Annotated in this window: 24 protein-coding genes; 18 read left to right on the top strand and 6 right to left on the bottom strand. The window is 73.4% G+C overall.

Features of this window, described 5'->3' with window-relative positions:
- On the top strand, nucleotides 1-880 hold an 880-nt coding region (locus FHG89_RS18965; protein ID WP_244295620.1), incomplete at its 5' end, for a MinD/ParA family ATP-binding protein.
- Between the two features lie 56 nt (nucleotides 881-936).
- Nucleotides 937-1,647 (top strand): DUF2567 domain-containing protein, encoded by a 711-nt coding sequence (locus FHG89_RS18960; protein ID WP_139585727.1) that lies wholly within the window; start codon nucleotides 937-939, stop codon nucleotides 1,645-1,647.
- Here the strand turns inward: FHG89_RS18960 and FHG89_RS18955 are convergent.
- On the bottom strand, nucleotides 1,562-2,266 hold the full coding sequence (locus FHG89_RS18955) for an LON peptidase substrate-binding domain-containing protein (protein WP_139585726.1): 705 nt from the start codon (nucleotides 2,264-2,266) through the stop codon (nucleotides 1,562-1,564). The genes FHG89_RS18960 and FHG89_RS18955 overlap by 86 nt on opposite strands.
- A gap of 106 nt (nucleotides 2,267-2,372) precedes the next feature.
- On the opposite strand from FHG89_RS18955, the gene hisD reads away from it, so the two are divergent.
- The 12 genes from hisD to hisF all read left to right on the top strand — a co-directional run bounded on the left by hisD (nucleotide 2,373) and on the right by hisF (nucleotide 10,509).
- Entirely contained in the window at nucleotides 2,373-3,695 is a 1,323-nt protein-coding gene (hisD, locus tag FHG89_RS18950; protein ID WP_139585725.1) for a histidinol dehydrogenase, read from the top strand.
- Entirely contained in the window at nucleotides 3,692-4,765 is a 1,074-nt protein-coding gene (locus FHG89_RS18945) for a histidinol-phosphate transaminase (protein ID WP_139585724.1), read from the top strand. Before hisD ends, FHG89_RS18945 begins: the two co-directional genes overlap by 4 nt.
- On the top strand, nucleotides 4,762-5,373 hold the full coding sequence (gene hisB, locus FHG89_RS18940; RefSeq protein WP_139585723.1) for an imidazoleglycerol-phosphate dehydratase HisB: 612 nt from the start codon (nucleotides 4,762-4,764) through the stop codon (nucleotides 5,371-5,373). Before FHG89_RS18945 ends, hisB begins: the two co-directional genes overlap by 4 nt.
- On the top strand, nucleotides 5,373-5,546 hold the full coding sequence (locus FHG89_RS33025) for a hypothetical protein (protein ID WP_167517465.1): 174 nt from the start codon (nucleotides 5,373-5,375) through the stop codon (nucleotides 5,544-5,546). Before hisB ends, FHG89_RS33025 begins: the two co-directional genes overlap by 1 nt.
- Nucleotides 5,543-6,178, top strand: coding sequence for an imidazole glycerol phosphate synthase subunit HisH (gene hisH, locus FHG89_RS18935; protein ID WP_139585722.1), 636 nt, complete (start codon nucleotides 5,543-5,545; stop codon nucleotides 6,176-6,178). The genes FHG89_RS33025 and hisH overlap by 4 nt, the downstream gene beginning before the upstream one ends.
- A 39-nt stretch (nucleotides 6,179-6,217) precedes the next feature.
- Nucleotides 6,218-6,541, top strand: a complete 324-nt coding sequence (locus FHG89_RS18930; RefSeq protein ID WP_139585721.1) for a hypothetical protein — start codon at nucleotides 6,218-6,220, stop codon at nucleotides 6,539-6,541.
- A 14-nt stretch (nucleotides 6,542-6,555) separates the two neighbouring features.
- A complete protein-coding gene (gene priA / locus FHG89_RS18925) occupies nucleotides 6,556-7,281 on the top strand; it encodes a bifunctional 1-(5-phosphoribosyl)-5-((5-phosphoribosylamino)methylideneamino)imidazole-4-carboxamide isomerase/phosphoribosylanthranilate isomerase PriA (RefSeq protein ID WP_139585720.1) in 726 nt (241 codons plus the stop codon).
- Nucleotides 7,278-7,667, top strand: coding sequence for a RidA family protein (locus FHG89_RS18920; RefSeq protein ID WP_139585719.1), 390 nt, complete (start codon nucleotides 7,278-7,280; stop codon nucleotides 7,665-7,667). Before priA ends, FHG89_RS18920 begins: the two co-directional genes overlap by 4 nt.
- A 78-nt stretch (nucleotides 7,668-7,745) precedes the next feature.
- A complete protein-coding gene (locus FHG89_RS18915; RefSeq protein WP_139585718.1) occupies nucleotides 7,746-8,192 on the top strand; it encodes a MarR family winged helix-turn-helix transcriptional regulator in 447 nt (148 codons plus the stop codon).
- Between the two features lie 5 nt (nucleotides 8,193-8,197).
- Nucleotides 8,198-8,629: an organic hydroperoxide resistance protein gene (locus tag FHG89_RS18910; RefSeq protein WP_139585717.1), complete on the top strand. Its 432-nt coding sequence runs from the start codon at nucleotides 8,198-8,200 to the stop codon at nucleotides 8,627-8,629.
- Between the two features lie 48 nt (nucleotides 8,630-8,677).
- Nucleotides 8,678-9,676 (top strand): NADP-dependent oxidoreductase, encoded by a 999-nt coding sequence (locus tag FHG89_RS18905; protein WP_139585716.1) that lies wholly within the window; start codon nucleotides 8,678-8,680, stop codon nucleotides 9,674-9,676.
- Between the two features lie 74 nt (nucleotides 9,677-9,750).
- The gene (gene hisF / locus FHG89_RS18900; RefSeq protein ID WP_139585715.1) at nucleotides 9,751-10,509 is read left to right on the top strand and encodes an imidazole glycerol phosphate synthase subunit HisF; all 759 of its coding nucleotides are present in this window, start codon (nucleotides 9,751-9,753) and stop codon (nucleotides 10,507-10,509) included.
- 6 nt (nucleotides 10,510-10,515) lie between these two features.
- Here hisF and FHG89_RS18895 read toward each other — a convergent pair whose 3' ends face one another.
- Together FHG89_RS18895 and yczE are read right to left on the bottom strand one after the other, a co-directional pair.
- Complete coding sequence (locus tag FHG89_RS18895; protein ID WP_139585714.1) at nucleotides 10,516-10,980, bottom strand: hypothetical protein; 465 nt, start codon at nucleotides 10,978-10,980, stop codon at nucleotides 10,516-10,518.
- Between the two features lie 102 nt (nucleotides 10,981-11,082).
- Nucleotides 11,083-11,733 (bottom strand): membrane protein YczE, encoded by a 651-nt coding sequence (gene yczE / locus FHG89_RS18890; RefSeq protein WP_139585713.1) that lies wholly within the window; start codon nucleotides 11,731-11,733, stop codon nucleotides 11,083-11,085.
- A 60-nt stretch (nucleotides 11,734-11,793) separates the two neighbouring features.
- Here yczE and yczR point away from each other — a divergent pair, with 60 nt between their 5' ends.
- Both yczR and FHG89_RS18880 read left to right on the top strand, forming a co-directional pair.
- Nucleotides 11,794-13,251 (top strand): MocR-like transcription factor YczR, encoded by a 1,458-nt coding sequence (gene yczR / locus FHG89_RS18885; protein WP_139585712.1) that lies wholly within the window; start codon nucleotides 11,794-11,796, stop codon nucleotides 13,249-13,251.
- A gap of 63 nt (nucleotides 13,252-13,314) precedes the next feature.
- Entirely contained in the window at nucleotides 13,315-14,619 is a 1,305-nt protein-coding gene (locus FHG89_RS18880) for a low temperature requirement protein A (protein WP_244295618.1), read from the top strand.
- A gap of 45 nt (nucleotides 14,620-14,664) precedes the next feature.
- Here FHG89_RS18880 and FHG89_RS18875 read toward each other — a convergent pair whose 3' ends face one another.
- The 3 genes from FHG89_RS18875 to FHG89_RS18865 all read right to left on the bottom strand — a co-directional run bounded on the left by FHG89_RS18875 (nucleotide 14,665) and on the right by FHG89_RS18865 (nucleotide 18,335).
- Entirely contained in the window at nucleotides 14,665-16,491 is a 1,827-nt protein-coding gene (locus FHG89_RS18875) for an AMP-dependent synthetase/ligase (protein ID WP_139585711.1), read from the bottom strand.
- Nucleotides 16,492-16,630: 139 nt separating this feature from the next.
- Nucleotides 16,631-17,563, bottom strand: a complete 933-nt coding sequence (locus tag FHG89_RS18870) for a terpene synthase family protein (RefSeq protein ID WP_244295616.1) — start codon at nucleotides 17,561-17,563, stop codon at nucleotides 16,631-16,633.
- A 142-nt stretch (nucleotides 17,564-17,705) separates the two neighbouring features.
- The gene (locus FHG89_RS18865) at nucleotides 17,706-18,335 is read right to left on the bottom strand and encodes a TIGR03085 family metal-binding protein (RefSeq protein WP_139585709.1); all 630 of its coding nucleotides are present in this window, start codon (nucleotides 18,333-18,335) and stop codon (nucleotides 17,706-17,708) included.
- Nucleotides 18,336-18,505: 170 nt separating this feature from the next.
- Here FHG89_RS18865 and FHG89_RS18860 point away from each other — a divergent pair, with 170 nt between their 5' ends.
- Both FHG89_RS18860 and FHG89_RS18855 read left to right on the top strand, forming a co-directional pair.
- Nucleotides 18,506-20,389 (top strand): ABC transporter ATP-binding protein, encoded by a 1,884-nt coding sequence (locus tag FHG89_RS18860; protein ID WP_139585708.1) that lies wholly within the window; start codon nucleotides 18,506-18,508, stop codon nucleotides 20,387-20,389.
- 2 nt (nucleotides 20,390-20,391) lie between these two features.
- A complete protein-coding gene (locus FHG89_RS18855; RefSeq protein ID WP_139585730.1) occupies nucleotides 20,392-22,167 on the top strand; it encodes an ABC transporter ATP-binding protein in 1,776 nt (591 codons plus the stop codon).
- The last annotated feature ends 1 nt before the right edge of the window (nucleotide 22,168 follow it).

Here is a 22,168-nt window from a genome sequence, read left to right as displayed (position 1 = left end):
GTCGATCGGCTCGGCGGTCGCCGAGCAGGGCTACCCGCCCCGCATCGAGTGGCGGGCGCAGGGCGTCGACCAGGAGGTGGAACGGGCCACCGGGGTGCTCCGCCGGGACCTGGGCACGCCCCGGGTGTTCGCGTTCGCCAACCCCAAGGGCGGGGTGCACAAGACCACCGCCACCGTCCTCGCCGCCGCCACGGTCGGCAGTGTGCGCGGGCGGGGCGTGCTGGCCTGGGACGACAACGAGCTGCGCGGCACCCTCGGGCTGCGCGCCGGCAGCGCCCGGCACGCCCGGACCATCCGCCACCTGATCAGCGAGCTGGCCCAGATCGAGATCCTGGAGGGGGCGACCCTGCTGGACCGGCTGGACGACTTCCTCCGGCACGCCTCCGACGGCTCGTACGACGTGCTGGCCGGCGAGGAGAGCCCGCGCTTCGCCCAGCGACTCGACCAGTTCACCGTCCGGCGGGTGCTGGAGCTGCTGCGCCGGACCCACGACGTGGTCTGCGTGGACACCGGAAACAACGTGGAGAGCCCCAACTGGCGCACCGTGATGCAGGCCGCCGACCAGCTGGTCGTGACCACCGTGCCCCGCGAGGACGCGGCGTTCAGCGCCGACTGGATGCTCGACCTGCTGCACGAGGAGGGCATGAGCGAGCTGGCCGACAACGCGATCACCCTCATCTCCTGCCCCACGCCGGGGCGATCCGCCCTCCAGGACGACCTGGAGCGGCACTTCGCCACCCGGACCCGGGGGGTTGCCGTGGTGCCGTACGACCCGGCGCTGGAGACCGGGTCGTCCATCGAGTACCACCAACTCCAGCCGGAGACCCGGCAGGCGTGGCTACGCGCGGCGGCGATGATGGTGGAGCCGTTCGCCCGGTGAGCTGCTCTGCCGCCACCGGCGCCCCGGCCCACCGCCGGGCCTGAGAGGATCATCGGGTGAGCCCGGACAACCCCGATCCCGAGCGGCCCGTCGACGAGACCGACCGGCCCGCGCCGCCCGACGAGCCGCGTCGCCCGTCGCGCACGGTGCTGACGGTGCTGGGCTTCGTGCTCGTGATCGCCGTGCTGGGCGCGCCGCTCGGGCTGCTCTGGGCCGCGCTCGCGCCGGACACGCCGGTGCTCAAGACCGCCGACGGGGCGATCTACGCCGAGCCGCAGCCGGAGCAGCCGATCGCAGCGGACGGCTGGTTCAGCCTGCTCGGTCTCGCCTTCGGGGTGCTCGCGGCCCTCGTCGTGTGGTTCGTGCTGCGTCGCCGACGCGGCCCGGTCGGCCTGCTCGCCGTGGTGCTGGGCGCGTTGGCCGCGGCACCGGTGGCCTGGCAGGTGGGCCGGCGGGTCGGCCTGGCCACCTTCGACCGGCTGCTGGCCACCGCGCCGGACGGTCAGGCGTTCACCAAACCCGCCGACCTGCGCGCCGGTGGCGTCGACTGGCTGCTCGGGGTGCTGCCGGTGCCGCACGGCAACCTGCTGCTGCCGGCGTTCGGCGCCGCGATCACGTACACCCTGCTGGCGGGCTGGTCGCGGTGGCCGTCGCTGCGCCCAGAGCCCGATCTGGCGTCGCTCAGTTGGGCGTCGGCGGGGACGCCAACTCCGACAGCGGCACCGGAACCGCCCGCACCTGGCGCAACAGAGCCGCCTCGCGGTTGAGCAACCGCAGCTCGGCGCGGAGCCGGGCCGCGGTGTCGTCGATCGCCAGCAGCCGCTGCCGGTCGTCGACGGTCAGCGCCGCAGTCGCCGCCACCAGGTGCGACAGCACCGTCGGGTCCTCCGGGAGCTGTTCGGAGATCTCCTCCGGGTCGGAGCGGACCAGGCCCAGGTACTGCCGGAACACCGCGATGACCCGGGCGGCCAGCAGATCGGCCACCTCGTCCGCGCCGGCCGGTTCGGGCAGCCACTCGACCTCGGCGGTCAGGTAGGGCGCGGCGCTCTCGTCGACCTCCGCGATCCGGAACCGGCGTCGGCCGACCGTGACGATGTCGAAGCCGCCGTCGGCGAGCTCGGTCACCTGGCGCAGCTCGGCGGTGCACCCCACCTCGTGCAGGGTGACCTCGCCGGCACCGGGAGTGGGTCGCCCGCCCGGCCCGGCGGGCGCGACCTCCCAGCCGGCCTGGATGGCCACCACGCCGAACTCGCGCGGGGCGCCCTCGGGCAGGTCGACCAGGTGCCGGACCAGCGCCCGGTAACGCTCCTCGAAGATGTGCAGTGGCAGCACCAACCCGGGAAAGAGCACCGTTGCGAGCGGGAACACCGGCAGCCGTGCGATCACGTGGTCGAGCCTAACGAATCCCGTCCGGCGGGGCGTGGCCCGGCTCACCGTCCCGGCGGGCGGGCGGCTCGGGTGAGCTGCGGCCGGGCCGCCTAGACTCGCAAGGGTGCTGAATCGGATCGACCTGCGCGACGGTCTCGGAGACCCGCGCCGTCTGCTGCCCCGTGCCCAGCTCGACGTGTCGGTGGCCGTCGAGCGGATCCGCCCGCTGGTGGAGGCGGTCCGGGAGCATGGGTACCCGGCGATCCGGGAGGCCAGCGAACGGTTCGACGGCATCTCGCCGGAGGTGCTGCGGGTGCCCGTCGAGGCGATCACCGAGGCCGAGGGGGTGCTCGACCCGGCGGTGCGTGCCGCGCTGCTGGAGTCGATCAGCCGGGCACGCAGGGTGCACGCCGACCAGCGGCGTACCGACCACACCACGCAGGTGGTGCCCGGCGGCACGGTCACCGAGCGGTGGTTGCCGGTCGACCGGGTCGGCCTCTACGTCCCCGGCGGGCTCGCCATGTACCCGTCGACAGTCGTGATGAACGTGGTGCCGGCCCAGGCGGCCGGGGTGCGGTCGCTGGTGGTGGTCAGCCCGCCGCAGAAGGACAACGCTGGCCTGCCCGACCCCCGGGTGCTCGCCGCGTGCGCGCTGCTCGGCGTCGACGAGGTGTACGCCGTCGGCGGCGCCCAGGCGGTGGCGATGCTGGCGTACGGCTCGGCGGTCGACCCGGCGGGTGAGCTGCGGTGCGACCCGGTCGACCTGGTCACCGGCCCCGGCAACATCTGGGTGACCGCGGCGAAGCGGCTGCTGCGCGGTGTGGTCGGCATCGACGCCGAGGCCGGCCCGACCGAGATCGCCATCCTGGCCGACGACACCGCCGACCCGGCGCACGTCGCCGCCGACCTGATCAGCCAGGCCGAGCACGATCCGCTGGCCGCGAGCGTGCTGGTCACCCCGTCGCTGGCGCTCGTCGAGGCGGTCGAGCGGGAGCTGGCCCGGCAGGTGCCGGCGACCAAGCACGCCGAGCGGGTGACCACCGCGCTGACCGGTGAGCAGAGCGGTGTGGTCCTGGTGGACGACCTGGAGGCCGGGCTGCGGGTGGTCGACGCGTACGCGGCCGAGCACCTGGAGATCCAGACGGCCGACGCGCGGGAGTGGGCGCTGCGGGTACGCAACGCCGGGGCGATCTTCGTGGGCGCCTGGTCGCCGGTGTCGCTCGGCGACTACTGCGCCGGCTCCAACCACGTGCTGCCCACCGGCGGCTGCGCCCGGCACTCGTCCGGGCTGTCCGTGCAGTCCTTCCTGCGCGGTGTGCACCTGATCGAGTACACCGAGGCCGCGCTGCGCGACGTGGCGCCGCACGTGGTCACCCTGGCGAACGTGGAGGACCTGCCGGCGCACGGCCAGGCCGTCCAGGCGCGCTTCCCGGGAGGGGCGGCGTGACGGGCCTGGAGGATCTGCCGATCCGCGACGACCTGCGCGGGCTGACGCCGTACGGGGCGCCGCAGCTGGACGTGCCGGTGCGGCTCAACACCAACGAGAACTCGTACCCGCTGCCGGAGCCGGTGGTCGAGGCGATCGGCAAGGCGCTCGCCGCCGAGCTGCGCGACCTGAACCGCTACCCGGACCGGGACGCGGTGGCGCTGCGCGCCGACCTGGCCGGCTACCTGGGGCACGGGCTCACCGTCGAGCAGGTGTGGGCGGCCAACGGCTCCAACGAGATCCAGCAGCAGCTGCTCCAGGCGTTCGGCGGCCCGGGGCGCAGCGCGTTGGGCTTCGTTCCGGCGTACTCGATGCACCCGCTGCTGGCGCTCGGCACCGGCACCCGGTGGGTGCCGGCGCGGCGCGGCGTCGACTTCGGGCTGACCGCCGACGAGGCGGTCGCCCAGGTCCGCGAGCACCGGCCCGACGTGGTGTTCCTCTGCTCGCCGAACAACCCCACCGGCACCGCACTGGACCCGACGGTGGTCGCCGCCGTGCTCGACGCGGCGCCCGGCATGGTGGTCGTCGACGAGGCGTACGCCGAGTTCGCCCGCCCCGGCACGGTCAGCGCCCTCGCGGTGCTGCCCGGGCACCCGCGGCTCGTGGTCACCCGGACGATGAGCAAGGCCTTCGGCTTCGCCGGCGGCCGGCTGGGTTACCTGGCCGCCGACGCGGCGGTGGTGCGGGCGGTGCAGCTGGTCCGGTTGCCGTACCACCTGTCGGCGCTGACCCAGGCCGCCGCGCGCGCGGCGCTCGCGCACCGCGACGCCCTGCTCGGTACGGTGAGCGCGATCATGGGGGAGCGGGACCGGATCGTGGCGACGCTGCGCGCCCGCGGTCTGCGGGTTGCCGACAGCGACGCCAACTTCGTGCTCTTCGAGACCGGTGGCGACCAGGCCACCGCCTGGCGCGCCCTGCTGGATCAGGGTGTGCTGGTCCGTGACGTCGGTCTGCCCGGCTGGCTGCGGGTGACCGCCGGCACCCCGGCCGAGACCGACGCCTTCCTAGCTGCAATGGAGACCCTGCGATGAGCCGGACCGCCCGGGTGGAGCGGATCACCAAGGAGACCAAGGTCCTCGTCGAGATCGACCTCGACGGCACCGGCGCCGCCGAGATCAGCACCGGCGTGGGCTTCTACGACCACATGCTCCACCAGATCGCCCGGCACGGCGGCTTCGACCTGACCGTGCGCACCGTGGGTGACCTGGAGATCGACGCGCACCACACGATGGAGGACACCGCGCTGGCCCTGGGCGCCGCGTTCGACCAGGCGCTGGGCGACAAGGCCGGCATCCGACGGTACGGTTCGGCGACCGTCCCGATGGACGAGGTGCTGGTGCGGGCCGCTGTCGACCTGTCCGGCCGGCCGTACGTGGTGCACGACGAGCCGCTGCTGGCGCCGTACATCGGGCCGGTGTACGCGACGAGCATGACCCGGCACATCTGGGAGTCGTTCGGTCAGGCGGCCCGGGTCACGCTGCACGTCGACGTGCTGCGGGCGGCCCGCCCGGGTGGTCACCCGGACGCGCACCACGTGGTGGAGGCGCAGTTCAAGGCGGTCTCGCGGGCGCTGCGCGAGGCCACCGCGATCGACCCGCGTGCCGCCGGGGCGATTCCCAGCACGAAGGGTGCTCTCTGATGGGGGCCGCGTTGCCGACGTTGCTGCTGATCCTGGCCGGGGTGCTGGTGGGCGGCACCTGGTCGCTGCACCGGCAGGGCGCGCCGAGGGGCGCGGTGGTGGTCACCGGGCTGCTGGCGGTCCTCGCCACGGCCGCCGGGGTGCTGCGGCTGATTCCGGGGTCGGGCTCGTGAGCGCCGATGTGGTGGTGCTCGACTACGGTTCGGGCAATCTGCGTTCGGCGGAGCGGGCGTTGGCCGCCGCCGGTGCGGACGTGCGGGTGACCGACGACCTGGCAGCCGCGGCCGCCGCCGACGGGCTGGTGGTGCCGGGGGTTGGCGCGTACGCCGCGTGCATGGCGGGGATCGAGGCGCTCGGCGCGGGTCCGGTGATCGCCGAGCGGGTGGCGGCCGGCCGGCCGGTGCTGGGCATCTGTGTGGGGATGCAGGTGCTGTTCGAGCACGGTGACGAGCACGGTGTGGTGACCAAGGGGCTCGGGCTGCTGCCGGGCGGGGTGACCCGGTTGGCCGCGACCCGGTTGCCGCACATGGGGTGGAACACGGTGCGGGCGCCTCGGGAGTCGGTGCTCTTCGCCGGGCTGGGGCCGCAGAGCCGGTTCTACTTCGTCCACTCGTACGCGATGGGCGACCCGGCGGCGTTGTCCGCTGCCGGCGCGTTGGTGACCACGGCCCACCATGACACGGATTTCGTGGCGGCGGTGGAGCGCGGTGCGCTGTCGGCGGCCCAGTTCCATCCGGAGAAGTCCGCCGACACCGGTGCCGCGCTGCTGCGCAACTGGCTCGCCACGCTGTCCACCGGTGACTGAGGGTCGTCGCCGTCCGCTGCCCGTCCGGTGGGGCGCGCGGTGAGTCGGGAGCGGGCCCGCCGTCGGGCGGAGCGTGAGGCGGAGCAGGCGCGCGAGCGGGCGGTGCGGCAGCGCCGGGTGGCTCGCCGGCAGCGCCGCCGGGCGGTGCTCCGCCGGTTGACGCCGCGGCTGCGTCGGGGCCGGTCGGGTCGGCTGGCCCGGCACTCCCGGGGGGAGCGGGCCGCGATCGTGCTGCTCACCGGGGCGGCGCTGATCCTGATCTGGACGTTCGTCGACGATCTGGCGCTGCGCGTCGCGCTGATCGTGTTGTTGCTGCTCGTACTGCCGGCGATCGTCGTGATCGCTCTGGACCGTCGTACCTGATCGAGGAGAAGACGTTGAGTCTCACCCTGTTACCCGCCGTGGATGTCGCCGACGGCCGGGCCGTCCGGCTCGTGCAGGGCGCCGTCGGTAGCGAGAGCATCTACGGCGACCCGTTGGACGCCGCGTTGGCCTGGCAGCAGGACGGCGCGGAGTGGATCCACCTGGTCGACCTGGACGCGGCGTTCGGCCGGGGCACCAACGCGCACCTGCTCGCCGAGGTGGTGCGCCAGTTGGACGTGAAGGTGGAGTTGTCCGGCGGTATCCGTGACGACGAGTCGCTGCGGGCCGCCCTGGGCACCGGGGCGACCCGGGTGAACATCGGTACCGCCGCCCTGGAGGACCCGGTGTGGTGTGACCGGGTGGTGGGGGAGTACGGCGATCGGGTGGCCATCGGGCTGGACGTGCGCGGTCGTACCCTGTCGGCGCGCGGGTGGACCCGCGACGGCGGTGACCTGTACGAGGTGCTGGAGCGGCTGGACAAGGCGGGCGCGAGCCGGTACGTGGTCACGGACATCACCAAGGACGGCACGATGCGCGGGCCGAACCTGGATCTGTTGCGGGAGGTGTGCGCCCGGACCGACCGGCCGGTGATCGCCTCCGGTGGCGTGTCCACGTTGGACGACCTGCGGGCGCTGGCGTCGCTGGAGTCGATGGGTGTGGAGGGCGTGATCGCCGGCAAGGCGCTGTACGCGGGCGCCTTCACGGTGGCCGAGGCGCTGCGGACGCTGGCCGAGGCGTGACGGTCACCCGGCTGGGCTCGGGCGGTCCGTGGGAGCAGCGGTACGGCTACTCCCGGGTCGTCCGGGCCGGCGACCGGGCGTGGACGGCGGGCTGCACGTCCACTGTGGACGGCCGGGTGACGCATGTGGGTGATCCGGCGGCGCAGACCGCGCAGGCGCTGCGGACCGGTTTGGCGGCGCTGGCCGAGGTGGGTGCGGAGCCGGGGGACGTGGTCCGGACCCGGATGTACGTGACGGACCGGCTGTACGCCGACGAGGTGGGCCGGGCGCACAACGCGGTCTTCGGGGCGGTGCGGCCGGCGGCGACGCTTGTGGTGGTGGCCGGCCTGCTGGATCCGGAGCACCTGGTCGAGGTGGAGCTGGAGGCGTACCTCGGCGATCGCTGAGGGCGGCCCGGCGGGCGTTCCGGCCGCCTCGCGGTCCGATAAGTTGTGCACAACTTAATTGTGGGCTACGGTTCAACGGTGACCGATGATCTGGTGCTGCGCCGGCAGGTGTGCTTCGCGCTCTACGCCGCGTCGCGCGCCCTGACCGACGTGTACCGACCGATCCTCGACGAGTTCGGGCTCACCTATCCGCAGTACCTGGTGCTGCTGGTGCTCTGGGAGCGCCCCGACGAGGCCCCCACGGTCTCCGAGCTCGGCGCCGAGCTGCGACTGGACTCCGGCACGCTCTCCCCGCTGCTCAAGCGGCTGGAGGGGGCGGGCCTGGTGGTCCGGCGGCGGTCCGCCCGCGACGAGCGACGGGTCGAGGTCGGCCTCACCGAGCAGGGCCGGGCGCTGCGCGAGCGGCTCTGCGACGTCCCGATGCGGATCGCGCAGGCCACCGGGCTCGGCCTCGGCGAGCTCGTCGCGCTGCGCGACACCCTCACCCGGGTCACCGACACCATCCACCGACAGAAGGAGCAGTGACTCTCATGCAGGTTCTCTACACCGCGTCCGCGACCGCCACCGGCGACGGCCGGGACGGTCACGTCGAGACCTCCGACGGCACCGTCACGCTCGACCTGGCCGTGCCGAAGGAGATGGGTGGCGCCGGTGGCGCCGCCAACCCCGAGCAGCTCTTCGCCGCCGGCTACGCGGCCTGCTTCCACAGCGCGCTGCGGGTGGTGGCCCGCCGGGCCAAGGCCGACGTGACCGGCTCCGTCGTCGACGCCGAGGTGGGCATCGGCCCGAACGGCAGCGGCGGGTTCGGGCTCACCGTGCAGCTCGTCGTCGACCTGCCCGCCGTGTCCCGCGACACCGCCGAGCAGATCGTCGAGCAGGCTCACCAGGTGTGCCCGTACTCCAACGCCACCCGCGGCAACATCGACGTCACGCTGACCGTCCGCGAGACCCTGGCCGCGTGACGTCGCGCACCCAGGCCACCACCCCCGGACGAAAGGACGACCGCCCCCGTGACCAGCAACCGTGAGATCCACCTGGCCAGCCGACCCGCCGGGTGGCCCACCGAGGAGAACTTCCGGTTCGTCGAGACCGACGTGCCGACGCCCGGTCCGGGCCAGATCGTGGTCCGCAACCAGTACATGTCCGTCGACCCGTACATGCGGGGGCGGATGAACGACGTCAAGTCGTACGTGCCGCCGTTCGCCCTGGACGCGCCGCTGGACGGTGCCGCGGTCGGCGAGGTGGTGGCCAGCGAGGCGGCGGACGTCCACGTCGGCGACACCGTGCTGCACGGGCTGGGCTGGCGGGAGTACGCGCTGCTCGACGCCACCGCCGCCCGCCCGGTCGATGCCAGCCTGGCCCCGGTCAGCGCGTACCTCGGTGTGCTGGGCATGCCCGGTCTGACCGCGTACGCCGGTCTGCTCGAGGTGGCGTCCATGAAGCCCGGCGAGACGGTCTTCGTCTCCGCCGCCGCCGGCTCGGTGGGCAGCCTGGTCGGTCAGATCGCCAAGCTCAAGGGCGCCGGCCGGGTGATCGGCAGCGCCGGCTCGCCGGCCAAGGTCGAGCGGCTGCGGGCACTGGGCTTCGACGCCGCCTTCGACTACCACGACGGGCCGGTCCGCGAATCGCTGCGGGCGGCCGCCCCGGACGGCGTCGACGTCTACTTCGACAATGTCGGCGGTGATCACCTGGAGGCGGCGATCTCGGCGATGAACCTGCACGGCCGGGTCGCCATCTGCGGCATGATCGCGCAGTACAACGCCACCGAGCCGCCGGCCGCGCCGCGCAACCTCGCGCTGGTCATCGGCAAGCGGCTCACCCTGCGCGGCTTCCTGGTCAACGACCACGGCGACGTCCGTCAGGCGTTCCTGCGCGACGTCGCCGGGTGGCTGCGTGACGGCTCGCTGACGTACGACGAGACGATCGTGGACGGCATCGAGAACGCCCCGTCGGCGTTCCTCGGGCTGCTCCGCGGCGAGAACCTGGGCAAGATGCTCGTCCGGGTGTGACGCGGACCTCGATCACGGCGGCCGACCCGATCGGGTCGGCCGCCGCCGCGCGTACGGGGGATAGGCTCACGGGCATGACGGTGGCGGTGCGGGTGATCCCCTGTCTCGACGTGGACGCCGGACGGGTGGTCAAGGGGGTCAACTTCCTCGACCTGCGCGATGCCGGTGATCCGGTGGAGCTGGCGGCGGCGTACGACCGTGCCGGCGCCGACGAGCTGACCTTCCTCGACGTGACCGCCTCCTCCAGCGACCGGGGCACCATGCTCGACGTGGTGCGCCGCACCGCCGAGTCGGTGTTCATCCCGCTGACCGTCGGCGGTGGGGTCCGGCAGGTCGCCGACGTGGACACCCTGCTGCGCGCCGGCGCCGACAAGGTCGGCGTGAACACCGCCGCCATCGCCCGGCCGGAGCTGATCGCCGAGATCGCCGACCGGTTCGGGCGGCAGGTGCTGGTGCTCTCCCTCGACGTGCGCCGGGCCGCTACCGAGAGCGGTTTCGAGGTCACCACGCACGGCGGCCGGCGCGGCACCGGCATCGACGCGGTGGACTGGGCGCGGCGGGGAGCCGAGCTGGGCGCGGGGGAGATCCTGCTCAACTCGATGGACGCCGACGGCACCAAGGCGGGCTTCGACCTGGAACTGATCGCCGCCGTGCGGGCGGTGGTGGACGTGCCGGTGGTGGCCAGCGGCGGCGCGGGCGAGGTGGCCCACTTCCCGCCGGCGATCGGCGCCGGCGCGGACGCGGTGCTCGCCGCCAGCGTCTTCCACTTCGGCGAGCTGACCGTGGCCGAGGTCAAGGACGCGCTGCGCCGCGGCGGTCACCCGGTGCGCTGAGCAGGGTCAGTGCTGCGCGCCGGAGTGCCCCTCCGGTGAGCGCCGGGGCGTCGGGATCGAGCGGACCACGTACTCCTGGACGGCCGCCGCGTGGTCGGCCTCCTCCAGGATCCAGTCGGCGCTGCCCGGCGCGTGCCGGCGGCTCAGGACGCCCTGCACGGTGTCCACCATCGTCGCGACGCCGGCGCGCGGGCGGTTGCGCCAGAGCTGCTCACCCTCGGTGGTGATCCGGAACCAGCCGTCGGCCACGCTGATCAGACCGGCGCCGACCAGACGCTGAACCGCAGCCTCCACCTCGTGCCGCTGCGGGATCGCCTGGTTGAGATGGTCGGCGGTGGAGAGCACATCGGTGAGGCGGACGCCCTCCGGCCTGCGGCTGGTCGCCGATCGGCGATGCCGACCGGCGCCGCTCGCGATGACCAGCGACACGAAGATCCAGGCGTCCGTCCAGCGCCAACCGTTCTCCCCCATGCAGAGATGATGACGGCGCGCGTCCAGGAAGGGAACACCCACCCGCCATCCGGGCCCTCGTCACCACCACGACGTGCCGGCCCGGGGACGGTAGGTGAACGCTCAGCCGACGGGAGCGGCCTCCGGCTCGGGTGCGGCGCTCGCCGTCATGGGCACGGCGAACACCGGGATGAACAGGTGCGCCAGCGGACCGATGGCCAGCGCGTACGCGACGGTGCCCACGCCGACCGTGCCACCGAGCAGCCAGCCCAGCGCCAGCACGGTGACCTCGATGACCGTACGCACCAGCCGGACCGACCAGCCGGGCCGGCGGGCCACGAAGCCGGTCATCAGGCCGTCGCGGGGGCCGGGACCGAGCTGGGCGCCGAGGTAGAGACCGGTGGCGGCGCCGTTGACGACGATCCCGGTGACCAGCAGCGCGATGCGCACGCCGAGCGGGCCGCCGGCCGGAAGCAGGGCCAGCGTGGCGTCCACCACCAGGCCGATGACGACCACGTTGCTGACCGTGCCGAGCCCGGGGCGTTGCCGCAGCGGGATCCAGAGCAGCAGCACGAGCGCGCCGACGCCGATGGTGACGGTGCCGAAGGAGAGCCCGGTCCGCTCGGCCAGGCCCTGGTGGAAGACGTCCCACGGGTCGAGGCCCAGATCGGAGCGGACCATCAGGGCCATGCTGACGCCGTAGAGGACCAGCCCGACGTAGAGCTGGCTCAGCCGCCGCGCGGGCCGGTGCCGCAGATTGCCAATCAGTGCCATGCATGCCACCCTAGGGGCCAATCCTCCCGGGGGAAGAAGCCAATGTCCGAGGAGTGGCCCATGACCGGTCAGGTGCGCGGCGTCCAATTGGCTCGTCTGCTCGGACAGTGGCACGCCCTGCCGGGTCGGCGGCGCAGCCCGGACTACGCCGCCCTCGCCGGCGCCGTGCGGGGCCTGCTCGCCGACGGCCGGTTGCCGCTGGGCGTACGCCTGCCGGCCGAACGGGAGCTGGCCGAGGCGCTGCGGATCAGCCGGACCACGGTCACCGCCGCGTACCGGCAGCTGCGCGAGACCGGGCACCTGGCCAGCCGCCGGGGCGCCGGCAGCTGGACCATGCTGCCCGGCAACCACCGGGTCGCCAGCACCGGCCTGTGGACCCCGCTGGACGACCGGGAGATGATCGACCTCGGCGTCGCCGCGCTGTCCGCGCCACCGCAGCTGCTCACGGCGGCCCGGGCCGCCGCCGAGGACCTGCCGCGGTACGTGGGCGGCGCGGGTTACCACCCGACCGGCATCATCGAGCTGCGCGAGGCGGTGGCCGACGGGTACACGGCACGGGGGCTGCCAACCTCGGCCGACCAGATCATGGTGACCAGCGGCACCCAGCACGCACTCGACCTGGTGCTGCGTCTCGCCCTCGCGCCCGGCGGCAGCGTGCTGGTCGAGTCACCCACCTACCCCAACGCGCTCGCCGCGCTGGCCGGCCGCCGGGCCCGGATCACCACCCACGGCCTGGCGGCCGACACCGGTGGCTGGGACGCCGACCTGCTGCTGGGCAGTCTCCGGCAGACCCGACCCCGGCTGGCCTACCTGATCCCGGAGTTCCAGAACCCGACCGGGCATCTGATGCCGGCCCCGCTGCGTGAGCGGGTGGTGGCCGCCGCCCACGCCGCCGGCACCGACCTCGTCGTCGACGAATCCTTCGTGGACCTGCCGCTGGACGGCACCGAACTGCCGCCGCCGATGGCCACCTACGATCGGCACTCCCGGGTCGTGAGCATCGGCGGGATGAGCAAGCCGTACTGGGGTGGCCTGCGGATCGGCTGGGTCCGCGCCTCCGCGCCGCAGGTGCAGCGACTGGCCGCCGTCCGGGTCGGTGTGGACATGGCCAGCCCGGTGCTGGACCAGCTTGTCGCGGTGCACCTGCTCGCCGACGCGCCGGCCATCGTCGGCGACCGGCGGGTCCAACTCGCCGCGCAGCGCGATGCCCTGCTCGGCGCGCTGGCGCACCGCCTGCCGGACTGGCGCGTCACCCCGCCGCGGGGCGGCGTGACACTCTGGGCCGAGCTGGACGGCCCGGTCTCCAGCGCGCTGGCCCGGGCCGCCGAGGAGGTCGGCGTCCGGCTCGCCCCCGGCCCCCGGTTCGGCCTCGACGGCACCCTGGAGCGGTTCCTGCGGCTGCCGTTCACCCTGCCCGCCGCCGACCTGGTGGAGGCGGTCGAGCGGATCGCCGGGGTCCGCTACGACCTGGACCGGACCGGCCGGCAGCGGTGGCGGGAGCCGGCAGTCATCGCCTGAGCCCGGTCGACCCGTCTGGCGGGAACGCGCCTTCGACCCGCTGGCGACTGCCACAATCCCCTGGTGGGCGAGGGTGGGCGGACGCGTGGGGTGCAGCGGAGCGCGCCGGGCTCCCGGGCCACCCGCCTCGAACTCTTCTACGACCTGATCTTCGTCTTCGCCTTTCTGAACGTCACCACCGCCACCGCCGCCGACCGGACCGTCCGGGGCCTGGTCCAGTGCCTGGTGGTGCTGGCGTTGCTCTGGTGGTGCTGGTCGGGTTTCGCCGTACTGGGCAACCTGATCCGCACCGACCAGGGCATCGTTCCGCTGGTCGGCTTCGTCACCATGGCCGCCGCCTTCGTGCTGGCGCTGAGCCTGCCGAAGGCGTTCGTCGACCGTCCCGGCGGGCTGCCCGGCCCGCTGGTCTTCGCGGCCGGCTACTTCCTGGTCCGGGTCGGCGAGACGTCGATCTTCCTGTGGCTCGGCCGTCGGGACCGGGACGTGCGTCGACGTTGGCGGATGCTCGCCCTGCCGGTGGCGCTGTCCACGTCGCTCATCGTCGTGGCCGCCCTGGTGCCGCAGCGGCTCTTCGACGGCGCCGCCGAGGGGGTGTTCCGGCTGGCGCTCTGGCTCGCGGCCCTGGCCGTCGAGTACGGGGCCGGGCTGGCGCTGCGCGGCACCGGGTGGACGGTGCTCTCCGCCGGGCACTGGGCGGAGCGGCACGGCCAGATCGTCCTGGTCGCCCTCGGCGAGGCCATCATCGCGCTCGGGCTCGCTCCCGGCGGCAGCGTCGTTCTGCCGCTGACCTGGCCGGTGCTGATCGCCGCGGTGCTCGGCGTCGCGGTGGCCGCGTCGCTGTGGTGGGCGTACTTCGACACGTTGGCACTCGGCATGGAACAGGCCCTGCACCGCACCCGCGACCCGGACGCCCGCGCCGCCCTGGCCCGGGACGCCTACACCTACCTGCACCTGCCGGTCATCATCGGCGTCATCCTGTTCGCGCTCGGCCTCAAGGGGCTCATCCACGAGGGCGCCGACCCCCACACGCCAACCTGGGGTGTTCCGCTACCGGGCTTCGACCTGCTGGCGCTCTACGGCGGGGTCGCGCTCTACCTGCTTGCGCTCATCGTGCTGGGCCGGTGGCTGCTTGCCGCCCCCCGCTGGCCCACGATCGGCGGGATCGTGCTGCTGCTCGCGCTGGTGCCGGTGGCCGGCGCGTTGCCCGAGCTGTTCGCGTTGGCACTGCTGGCCCTCGCCGCGGCGCTGGCCGTGGGCGCGCAGACGATTGTCGACACCCGACGCCGGCGGGGGGTCCGGCAGACGGCGCTGGACGAGCAGCTCGCCGTGGAGGAGGAACAGACGAGGTGGCGGGGCCACCACCTGTGAGGGCCCCGTGTCCGGCGGGGAGCCGGACACGGGACCCTCGGTGGGTCACAGCTCGGCGAGGCTGCCCGAGTACATCTTGTCGATCTCGGCGGCGAAGTTGCTCTCCACCCCGCGTCGCTTGATCTTCAGAGAGGGGGTGATCTCGCCGTGCTCGATGGTCAGGTCGCGCGGCAGGATCGCCACCTTCTTGATCGTCTCCCAGCGGTTGAGCTTGGCGTTGAGCTGGGAGACGTACTCCTCGACCATCGTCTGGGCCTCCGGCGACGCGACGATCTCGGCGTAGCCGCGCCCCTCCAGCGGGCCGCCGGCCACCCATCCCCGGATCGCGTCCGGGTCGAGCGTGACGAGCATCGTGCAGTAGTTGCGGGCCTGGCCGATGACGATCGCCTGCGAGGTGTACGGGCAGAGCGCCTTGAACATCCCCTCGATGTGCGACGGCGCGATGTACTTGCCGCCCGAGGTCTTGACCAGGTCCTTCTTGCGGTCGGTGATCCGCAGGTAGCCCTGCTCGTCGAGGGTGCCGATGTCGCCGGTGCGGAAGAAGCCGTCCTCGGTGAACGCGGCGGCGGTCTCCTGCGGCAGGTTGTGGTAGCCGCGCATCACCGGCCGGCCACGGACCAGGATCTCCCCGTCGGTGTCGATGCGGCACTCCAGGTCGCCCATCGCCCGGCCGACCGTGCCGATGCGCAGCCCGGCCGGCGGGTTGACGAAGTTGCCGGCGCTGGTCTCGGTGAGGCCGTAGCCCTCGGAGATCGGCAGGTTGGCGGCGGCGAAGAAGGTGGCGATCTCGGGGCTGAGCGGGGCGGCGCCGGACACCAGCACCCGCATCCGACCGCCCAGACGGGCCTGGAGCTTGCTGAACACCAGCTTCTCGGCGAGCGCGTAGCGCATCTTCAGCCCGGTCGACACCGGCTTGCCGGCCTGCTCCAGGGCCACCTTCTCCTTGCCGACCCCGACCGCCCAGGCGAAGATCTTCGCCTTCGCGCCGCCGGCGTCCTGCGCGGTGGTCACCGCCCGGTTGTAGACCTTCTCGAACACGCGGGGAGCGCCGCACATCAGCGTCGGCCGGATCACCGACAGCAGGTCGACAAGCTTGTCCACCCGGCCGTCGACGTAGGTGGGCATACCGACGTGGGTGGCGCCGCAGAGCAGGGTCTTGCCGAACGAGTGCGACAGCGGCAGCCACAGGTACTGCAGGTCGTCGTCGCGCAGCAGGCCCAGGTCGGCCTGCGCCACGGCCTCCCAGCACCATCCGCCGTGCAGCAGCTCGACGCCCTTCGGGCGGCCGGTGGTACCGGAGGTGTAGATCAGGGTGGCCAGGTGGTCCGGGCCGATCCCGGCCACGATCATGTCGACCAGGTCGGGCTCGGCGGCCAGCGCGCCGGCACCCCGCTCCTCCAGCTCGGCGAGGGTGAGCTGGGGTACGTCGGCGGACGCGTCGGCGACGCCGTCGATGAGCACGACATGGGTCAGCGCGGGCAGGTCGGCGCCGGCGATCTTGGCGGCCTGGGCCGGGTTCTCCGCGAACAACACCCGGGAAGCCGAGTCCGCGATGATGTACGTCGCGTCCGCCGGCTCGGTCGTGGGGTAGACGGTGGTGGTCGCTCCGCCCGCGCACATGATGCCGAAGTCGGCGATCACCCACTCCAGGCGGGTGTTGGCGATGATCGCGACCGGGTCCTCCAGGCCGATGCCCAGGCTGTGCAGGCCGGCGGCGACCGCCTTGGCGCGCTGGCCGACCTGGGCCCAGGTGAGCCAGTTGGGGCCAGAGTCGTCGGAGTTCGGGGACGCGAACGCGTGCTGGTCGGGGGTGGCCGCCACGCGCTTGAGGAACATATCCGGGATGGAGCGGTACGGTACATCGAGAGCCATCGCTGTAGCCGCCTTCGAGGGTGGTGGCGTGACGGGGGTCACGTCGTATGTGGTTACCGAAGAGTATTGCCTGTCACCGGGCATCGGCTAGCCCTGGTGATCGTTCGGGCGTCCCCGAACACCGACCGGTGCGGCCGGATCAGGCGTACCGGGCGGCCGCGACCGACCAGTCGTAGGTGGCGCGGATCCAGTTCCGGCGGGTAGCCACGGCCGGCCGGACGCCGTCGTCACCGCTGGCCAGCAGCGCCTCCTCCGCCGTCAGGTACGCCGCGAGCCCCTGGTTGAACCGGTCCGCCGCCGCCCGCAACGCGTCCGCCTCGTCCGAACCGCTCCCCTGGGCGATCACCGTCACCAGGTTCTGCGCGTCCGGGTCCGCCTGGCTCTCCTTGCCGTACGAGAAGAGGTCGTTGCACCAGCAGACCAGGTCCACGGCCAGCAGGTCCAGGGCGACGAACGCCGGATCGGCGCGCCGGTCCGGCCCGGGCGGCTGCGCCGACGCCAGGTCGGTCAGGGTGAGGCAGGGGTGCACGCCGCCGATGTGCCGGCGTAGTTGGACGTACTCCGCCACCTCGGGCACGCGCCGGCGCTCCCGGTTGGTCGCCTCCCAGAGCAGCGCCAGCAGGTACTCCCGGAGCTGGCTGACGAACCGCAGCAGCAGTGCCGGGCGGTCGTAGGGGCGGATGCGGCGGCACAGGTCGTGCAGCGCGTCACCGAGCGGCCCGACGGCGGGCGGTACGACATCCGAGTCGCCGAAGTGGTCCAGCACGTCGAGCAGGGTGCTGATCGCCGGCCCGAGCCGGGCCGGGTCGCTGCCCAGGCCGTCCTCGTCGCAGGCGTCGTCCATGACGAAGAGCCAGCTGATCAGGTCGGTGAGCAGCCGCAGGCCGTCCACCGACCCGTCCGGGCAGGCGCGGCCGGCCAGCCCCGCGGCGTCGGCCCGTTGCAGCCGGCGCACACGATGGCCGGAATTGACCAAGCCGAAGGCGTGCGCCCATTCGGCGCTCTCGACCGCAACCTGTTCCGTGGCGCCGTGGCGCCCCGCGGCGAACGGGGGCTCCCGCAGTGCCGACATCGCGAAACTCCGCACAGTGCGCCCCCACTTCGGGCCGCCCGGCGCAGAGCGGCGCGATGAAGCGTACGGGAGAAGGCATCAGCGTGCTTCGCTGGGTGTGGGAAGCTCCACACTGGAGCAGCGACCGATTATGCTCAGAGCGTCACATGCCCAGGCCAGCGGTCCGCAGCCGGCCGGCGGCCTCGGGCGGGCCGTCCAGCTGGACCCTCGACACCCGCTGCCGGCCGGAGAGGAACAGGGCCAGTTCGGCAGGCGCCCCGACCAGCCGCAGCCGATCGCCGCCACGGCCGACGGAGATCTCCCCGTGCCCGGGCGCCTGCACGTACAGGTCCGCCGGGAAGCGGCGCAGCGCGAGCCGGGCCATCGGGGCGGCTCGCTTCCACAGGGCGGCCTGGAGGCCGGGCGCCAGGTCGCGGGGCTGCCAGCCGGGGCTGGCCCGCCGTACGTCCTCGTGGTGGATGAAGAACTCCATGGTGTTGGCCAGCTCGTCGGTCAGCGGGTTGCTGACCGGGCTCCACACCGGTGGCCGGCGCACCTGCGCCACCAGTTCGTCGTACGGGCGGGCGGCGAGGCCGCGGCGCACCCGCTCGGCGTACCCGCGCAGTGGCGGCAGCAGGATCCCGCCGGCCGCGTCCGGCCGGCGCTCGCGCAGCACCAGGTGCGCGGCGAGATCACGGGTGGCCCACCCCTCGTTGATCGTCGGCGCGTCGGGCCCGAGGGCCAGGAGGAGATCGGCCAGCGCCTGGCGCTCGGCTCGGGCGTACCGCGACATGGCCCGATCGTAGGCCCGGCCGCCCGCCGCCGCTCGCCGGCGGGCGGCGGCACACCTCGACGACCGCGCCCGCCGGCACGTGATGGTCGACATATCCGCTCCGGGTCGGCGGTGCTGGCCAACAGCGGTAAGGATGAGGGAGATAATTGCGGCTTACGGCGGGGGAGAGCGTGGCGAGCAGGACAAGTCGGGACGTGCTGGGCCGAGGGCTGCGTGTCCTCGGGCAGGCGATCCGGGAACAGCCACGGATCTTCGCGGTCGCGGTGGTCGGCAGTGTGCTGTTCGGCGGGATGGTCATCGCCAGCGCGTACGTCGTCGGCGGGGTCGTCGGCGAGGTGGTGGTGCCGTCCATCGCCCGCGGCCAGGTGGGCGTCGGCACCCTGGCGCTGGCCGCGGCCGCGCTGTTCGGGATCAGCGTGCTGCGCGTGGTGGGCATCTTCGGTCGCCGGCTCGGCGCCGGCTACATGCAGTACCGCCTCCAGGCGGCCTACCGCCGCCGGGTCACCCGCCGCTACCTGGACCTGCCGGTGGCCTGGCATCAGCGCAACTCCACAGGCACGCTGCTGTCCAACGCCAACTCCGACGTCGAGGCGGCGTGGTATCCGATCGCGCCGCTGCCGTTCGCCGTCGGCACGCTGGTCATGCTGGTCGGCGCGATCGCCTCGCTGTTCGCCACCGACTGGGCCCTCGCCCTGGTCGGCCTCGCGGTGTTCCCGGCCCTGTTCGCGCTCAACGTCGTCTACTCCCGCCGGATGGCGCCCCGGCAGGCCCGGGCGCAGAGGCTGCGCGCCGAGGTCAGCGGCATCGCCCACGAGAGCTTCGACGGCGCCCTGGTGGTCAAGACGATGGGCCGCGAGGCCCAGGAGACGGCTCGGTTCGCCAGCCGCGCCGGCGAGCTGCGCGACTCGCTGATCGCGGTCGGCCGGCTGCGGGGTGTCTTCGACCCGCTGCTGGAGACGCTGCCCAGCCTCGGCACCCTCGCCGTCCTGGTGGTCGGGGCGTTCCGGCTGCGCCAGGGCGCGATCAGCGTCGCCGAGCTGGTCAGCGTGGCCTTCCTCTTCACCGTGCTTGCCTTCCCGGTGCGGGCCATCGGCTGGGTCCTGGCCGAGCTGCCGCGCAGCGTCGCCGGCTGGGACCGGGTGCGCCGCGTGCTCGACGCCACCGGCGAGATGCCGTACGGGCAGCGGGTGCTCGACCCGGCCACCTCCGGCCCGGCCACCCTCACCTTCACCGGCGTGCACTTCTCGTACCCGCCTGCCGAGGCGCACCTGCCCGGCGCGCAGGTGCTCGGCGAGGTCGGCTTCACCGTGCCGGCCGGGCGGACGGTGGCCCTGGTCGGGCCGACCGGCGCCGGCAAGTCCACAATCACCTCGCTGGCGGTACGCCTCGTCGACCCGGACTCCGGCACCGTCGAGCTGGACGGGGTGGACGTGCGGGAGCTGACCGTCGCGTCGCTGACCGGCACGGTGGCCCTGGTCGCGCAGGTGCCGTTCATCTTCGACGACACGGTCCGCGCCAACATCGCCCTGGACCGGCCCGGCGTCGACGACGAGGACGTCTGGGCGGCGCTGCGGCTGGCCGAGGCGGACGGGTTCGTCGCGGCCCTGCCCGACGGACTGGACACCATGGTCGGCGAACGGGGCACCTCGCTCTCCGGCGGCCAGCGCCAGCGGCTCACCCTGGCCCGCGCGCTGGCCGGCCGACCGCGACTGCTGGTGCTCGACGACGCGACGAGCGCGGTCGACCCCCGGGTGGAGGCGGCCATCCTCGCCGGGCTGCGCTCGTCGGCGAGCCAACCGGGCGTGCCGGCCGCGTCGATCCTGGTCGTCGCGTACCGCCGGGCCACGATCGCGCTTGCCGACGAGGTCATCTACGTCGAGCAGGGGCGGGTGGTGGCCCGGGGAACGCACACCGAGCTGCTGGCCACCGTGCCCGGCTACGCCGACCTGGTCACCGCCTACGAACAGGCGGAGGTGGACCGCGCGCAGGAACGCACGTACGACGACGAGGTCGCACCGCTCCCGTCGGGCCTGGAGATCGAGGTGGACCGGTGAGCGTGAAGAACGATGAGCGGGACGAGCGGGCCGAGACGACCTGGCAGACCCTGCGCCGTGGCCTGGCGCTCTCACCGGAGCTGCGGACCGGGCTGGCCGCCACGCTGGCCCTCGCGCTTGTCTACATGGTCGGCCGGGTGGCCGTACCGGTCGCCGTGCAGCAGGGCATCGACCGGGGCATCGTCGGAGGGCTGAACCTGGACGTGGTGTGGTCGGTGGTGGCGATCACCGCGGCGATCCTCACGGTCACCACGCTCTGCGGGTACCTGATGATGCGCCGGCTGTTCACGGTCAGCGAGACGGCGCTGGCGAACGTTCGCACCCGGGCGTTTCGGCACGTGCACGACCTGTCGATGCTGCACCAGCAGTCGGAGCGGCGCGGATCGCTTGTCTCCCGGGTCACCAGCGACGTCGACCAGATCACCCAGTTCCTCCAGTGGGGTGGGGTGATCCTGCTGGTCAACCTCGGTCAGCTGGTGGTCACCACCGCCGTCATGCTGGCGTACTCCTGGCAGTTGACCCTGGTGGTGCTGGCCGCGTTCCTGCCGGCGGTGCTCGTCATCCGGCAGTTGCAACGCCGCCTCGGCGCAGCGTACGCGACGGTGCGTCAGCGCACCGGCACGCTGCTCGGCGCGATCGGCGAGAGCGTCGTGGGGGCGCCGGTCATCCGGGCGTACGGCATCGCGGGACGCACCGCGCGGCGGCTGGACGACGCCATCGACGGTCAGCGGCTGGCGCAGCAGCGGGCGATCCGGATCAGCATCGTGGGCAGCTCGGTGGGTGAGCTGGCCGCCGGGTTGGCGCTGGCCGGGGTGGTGGTGCTCGGTGTGACGCTTGGCGTGGACGGCACCCTGTCGATCGGCCAGCTGACCGCGTTCCTGTTCCTGGTCACGCTCTTCATCCAGCCGGTGCAGATCGCCACCGAGGTGCTCAACGAGGCGCAGAACGCGATCGCGGGCTGGCGCCGGGTGCTGGACGTGCTGGACGTCGCCCCGGACGTGGCCGACCCGGGGGAGCAGGGACGTGATCTGCCGGGCGGGCCGCTGGACATCCGCTTCGCGGGGGTGCGGTTCGCGTACCCCGGTGGGCCGCCGGTGCTGCACGACATCGACCTGGAGATCCCGGCGAAGAGCCGGGTGGCGGTGGTCGGTGAGACCGGCAGCGGCAAGACGACCTTCGCCAAGCTGCTCACCCGTCTGATGGATCCGTCGGCGGGGGCGGTGCTGCTGTCCGGGGTGCCGCTGTCGGAGGTCCGCTTCGACTCGCTGCGCTCCCGGGTGGTGATGGTGCCGCAGGACGGCTTCCTCTTCGACGCGACGGTGGGGGACAACGTCCGGTTCGCCCGTCCGGAGCTGACCGACGAGCAGCTCGGCGCCGCCTTCACCGAGTTGGGCCTGTCGGACTGGCTGGACGGTCTGCCGGCAGGCCTGGACACACCTGTCGGTGAGCGGGGTGAGGCGCTCAGCGTCGGGGAGCGGCAGCTTGTCGCGTTGGCGCGGGCGTACGTGGCCGACCCGGACCTGCTGGTCCTGGACGAGGCGACAAGCGCGGTGGATCCGGCGACGGAGGTGCGTCTGCAACGCACCCTGGACGCGGTCACCAGGGGCCGCACGACGCTCGCCATCGCGCACCGGCTCTCCACGGCGCAGGCAGCGGACGAGGTGATCGTGGTGGACCGGGGGCGGGTGGTGCAGCGCGGGCCGCACGACGAGCTGGTCCGGGACGCGGACTCGGTCTACGGCCTGCTCTACGCCTCGTGGCTGGAGCAGACGCGGTAAC

Source organism: Micromonospora orduensis, from assembly GCF_006228125.1.
GTDB classification, from domain to species: domain Bacteria; phylum Actinomycetota; class Actinomycetes; order Mycobacteriales; family Micromonosporaceae; genus Micromonospora; species Micromonospora orduensis.
The sequence above is the reverse complement of the archived record's forward strand: the minus strand, read 5'-3'. Positions and strand labels throughout refer to the sequence as shown.

Excerpts from the sequence above, each read along its gene's own strand:
- hisF (WP_139585715.1), top strand. The coding sequence starts at position 9,751 with ATGACGGTGGCGGTGCGGGTGATCCCCTGTCTCGACGTGGACGCCGGA.
- FHG89_RS18870 (WP_244295616.1), bottom strand. The coding sequence starts at position 17,563 with ATGTCGGCACTGCGGGAGCCCCCGTTCGCCGCGGGGCGCCACGGCGCC.
- hisB (WP_139585723.1), top strand. The coding sequence starts at position 4,762 with ATGAGCCGGACCGCCCGGGTGGAGCGGATCACCAAGGAGACCAAGGTC.
- FHG89_RS18875 (WP_139585711.1), bottom strand. The coding sequence starts at position 16,491 with ATGGCTCTCGATGTACCGTACCGCTCCATCCCGGATATGTTCCTCAAG.
- FHG89_RS18910 (WP_139585717.1), top strand. The coding sequence starts at position 8,198 with ATGCAGGTTCTCTACACCGCGTCCGCGACCGCCACCGGCGACGGCCGG.
- FHG89_RS18865 (WP_139585709.1), bottom strand. The coding sequence starts at position 18,335 with ATGTCGCGGTACGCCCGAGCCGAGCGCCAGGCGCTGGCCGATCTCCTC.
- yczR (WP_139585712.1), top strand. The coding sequence starts at position 11,794 with ATGACCGGTCAGGTGCGCGGCGTCCAATTGGCTCGTCTGCTCGGACAG.
- FHG89_RS33025 (WP_167517465.1), top strand. The coding sequence starts at position 5,373 with ATGGGGGCCGCGTTGCCGACGTTGCTGCTGATCCTGGCCGGGGTGCTG.
- yczE (WP_139585713.1), bottom strand. The coding sequence starts at position 11,733 with ATGGCACTGATTGGCAATCTGCGGCACCGGCCCGCGCGGCGGCTGAGC.
- FHG89_RS18895 (WP_139585714.1), bottom strand. The coding sequence starts at position 10,980 with ATGGGGGAGAACGGTTGGCGCTGGACGGACGCCTGGATCTTCGTGTCG.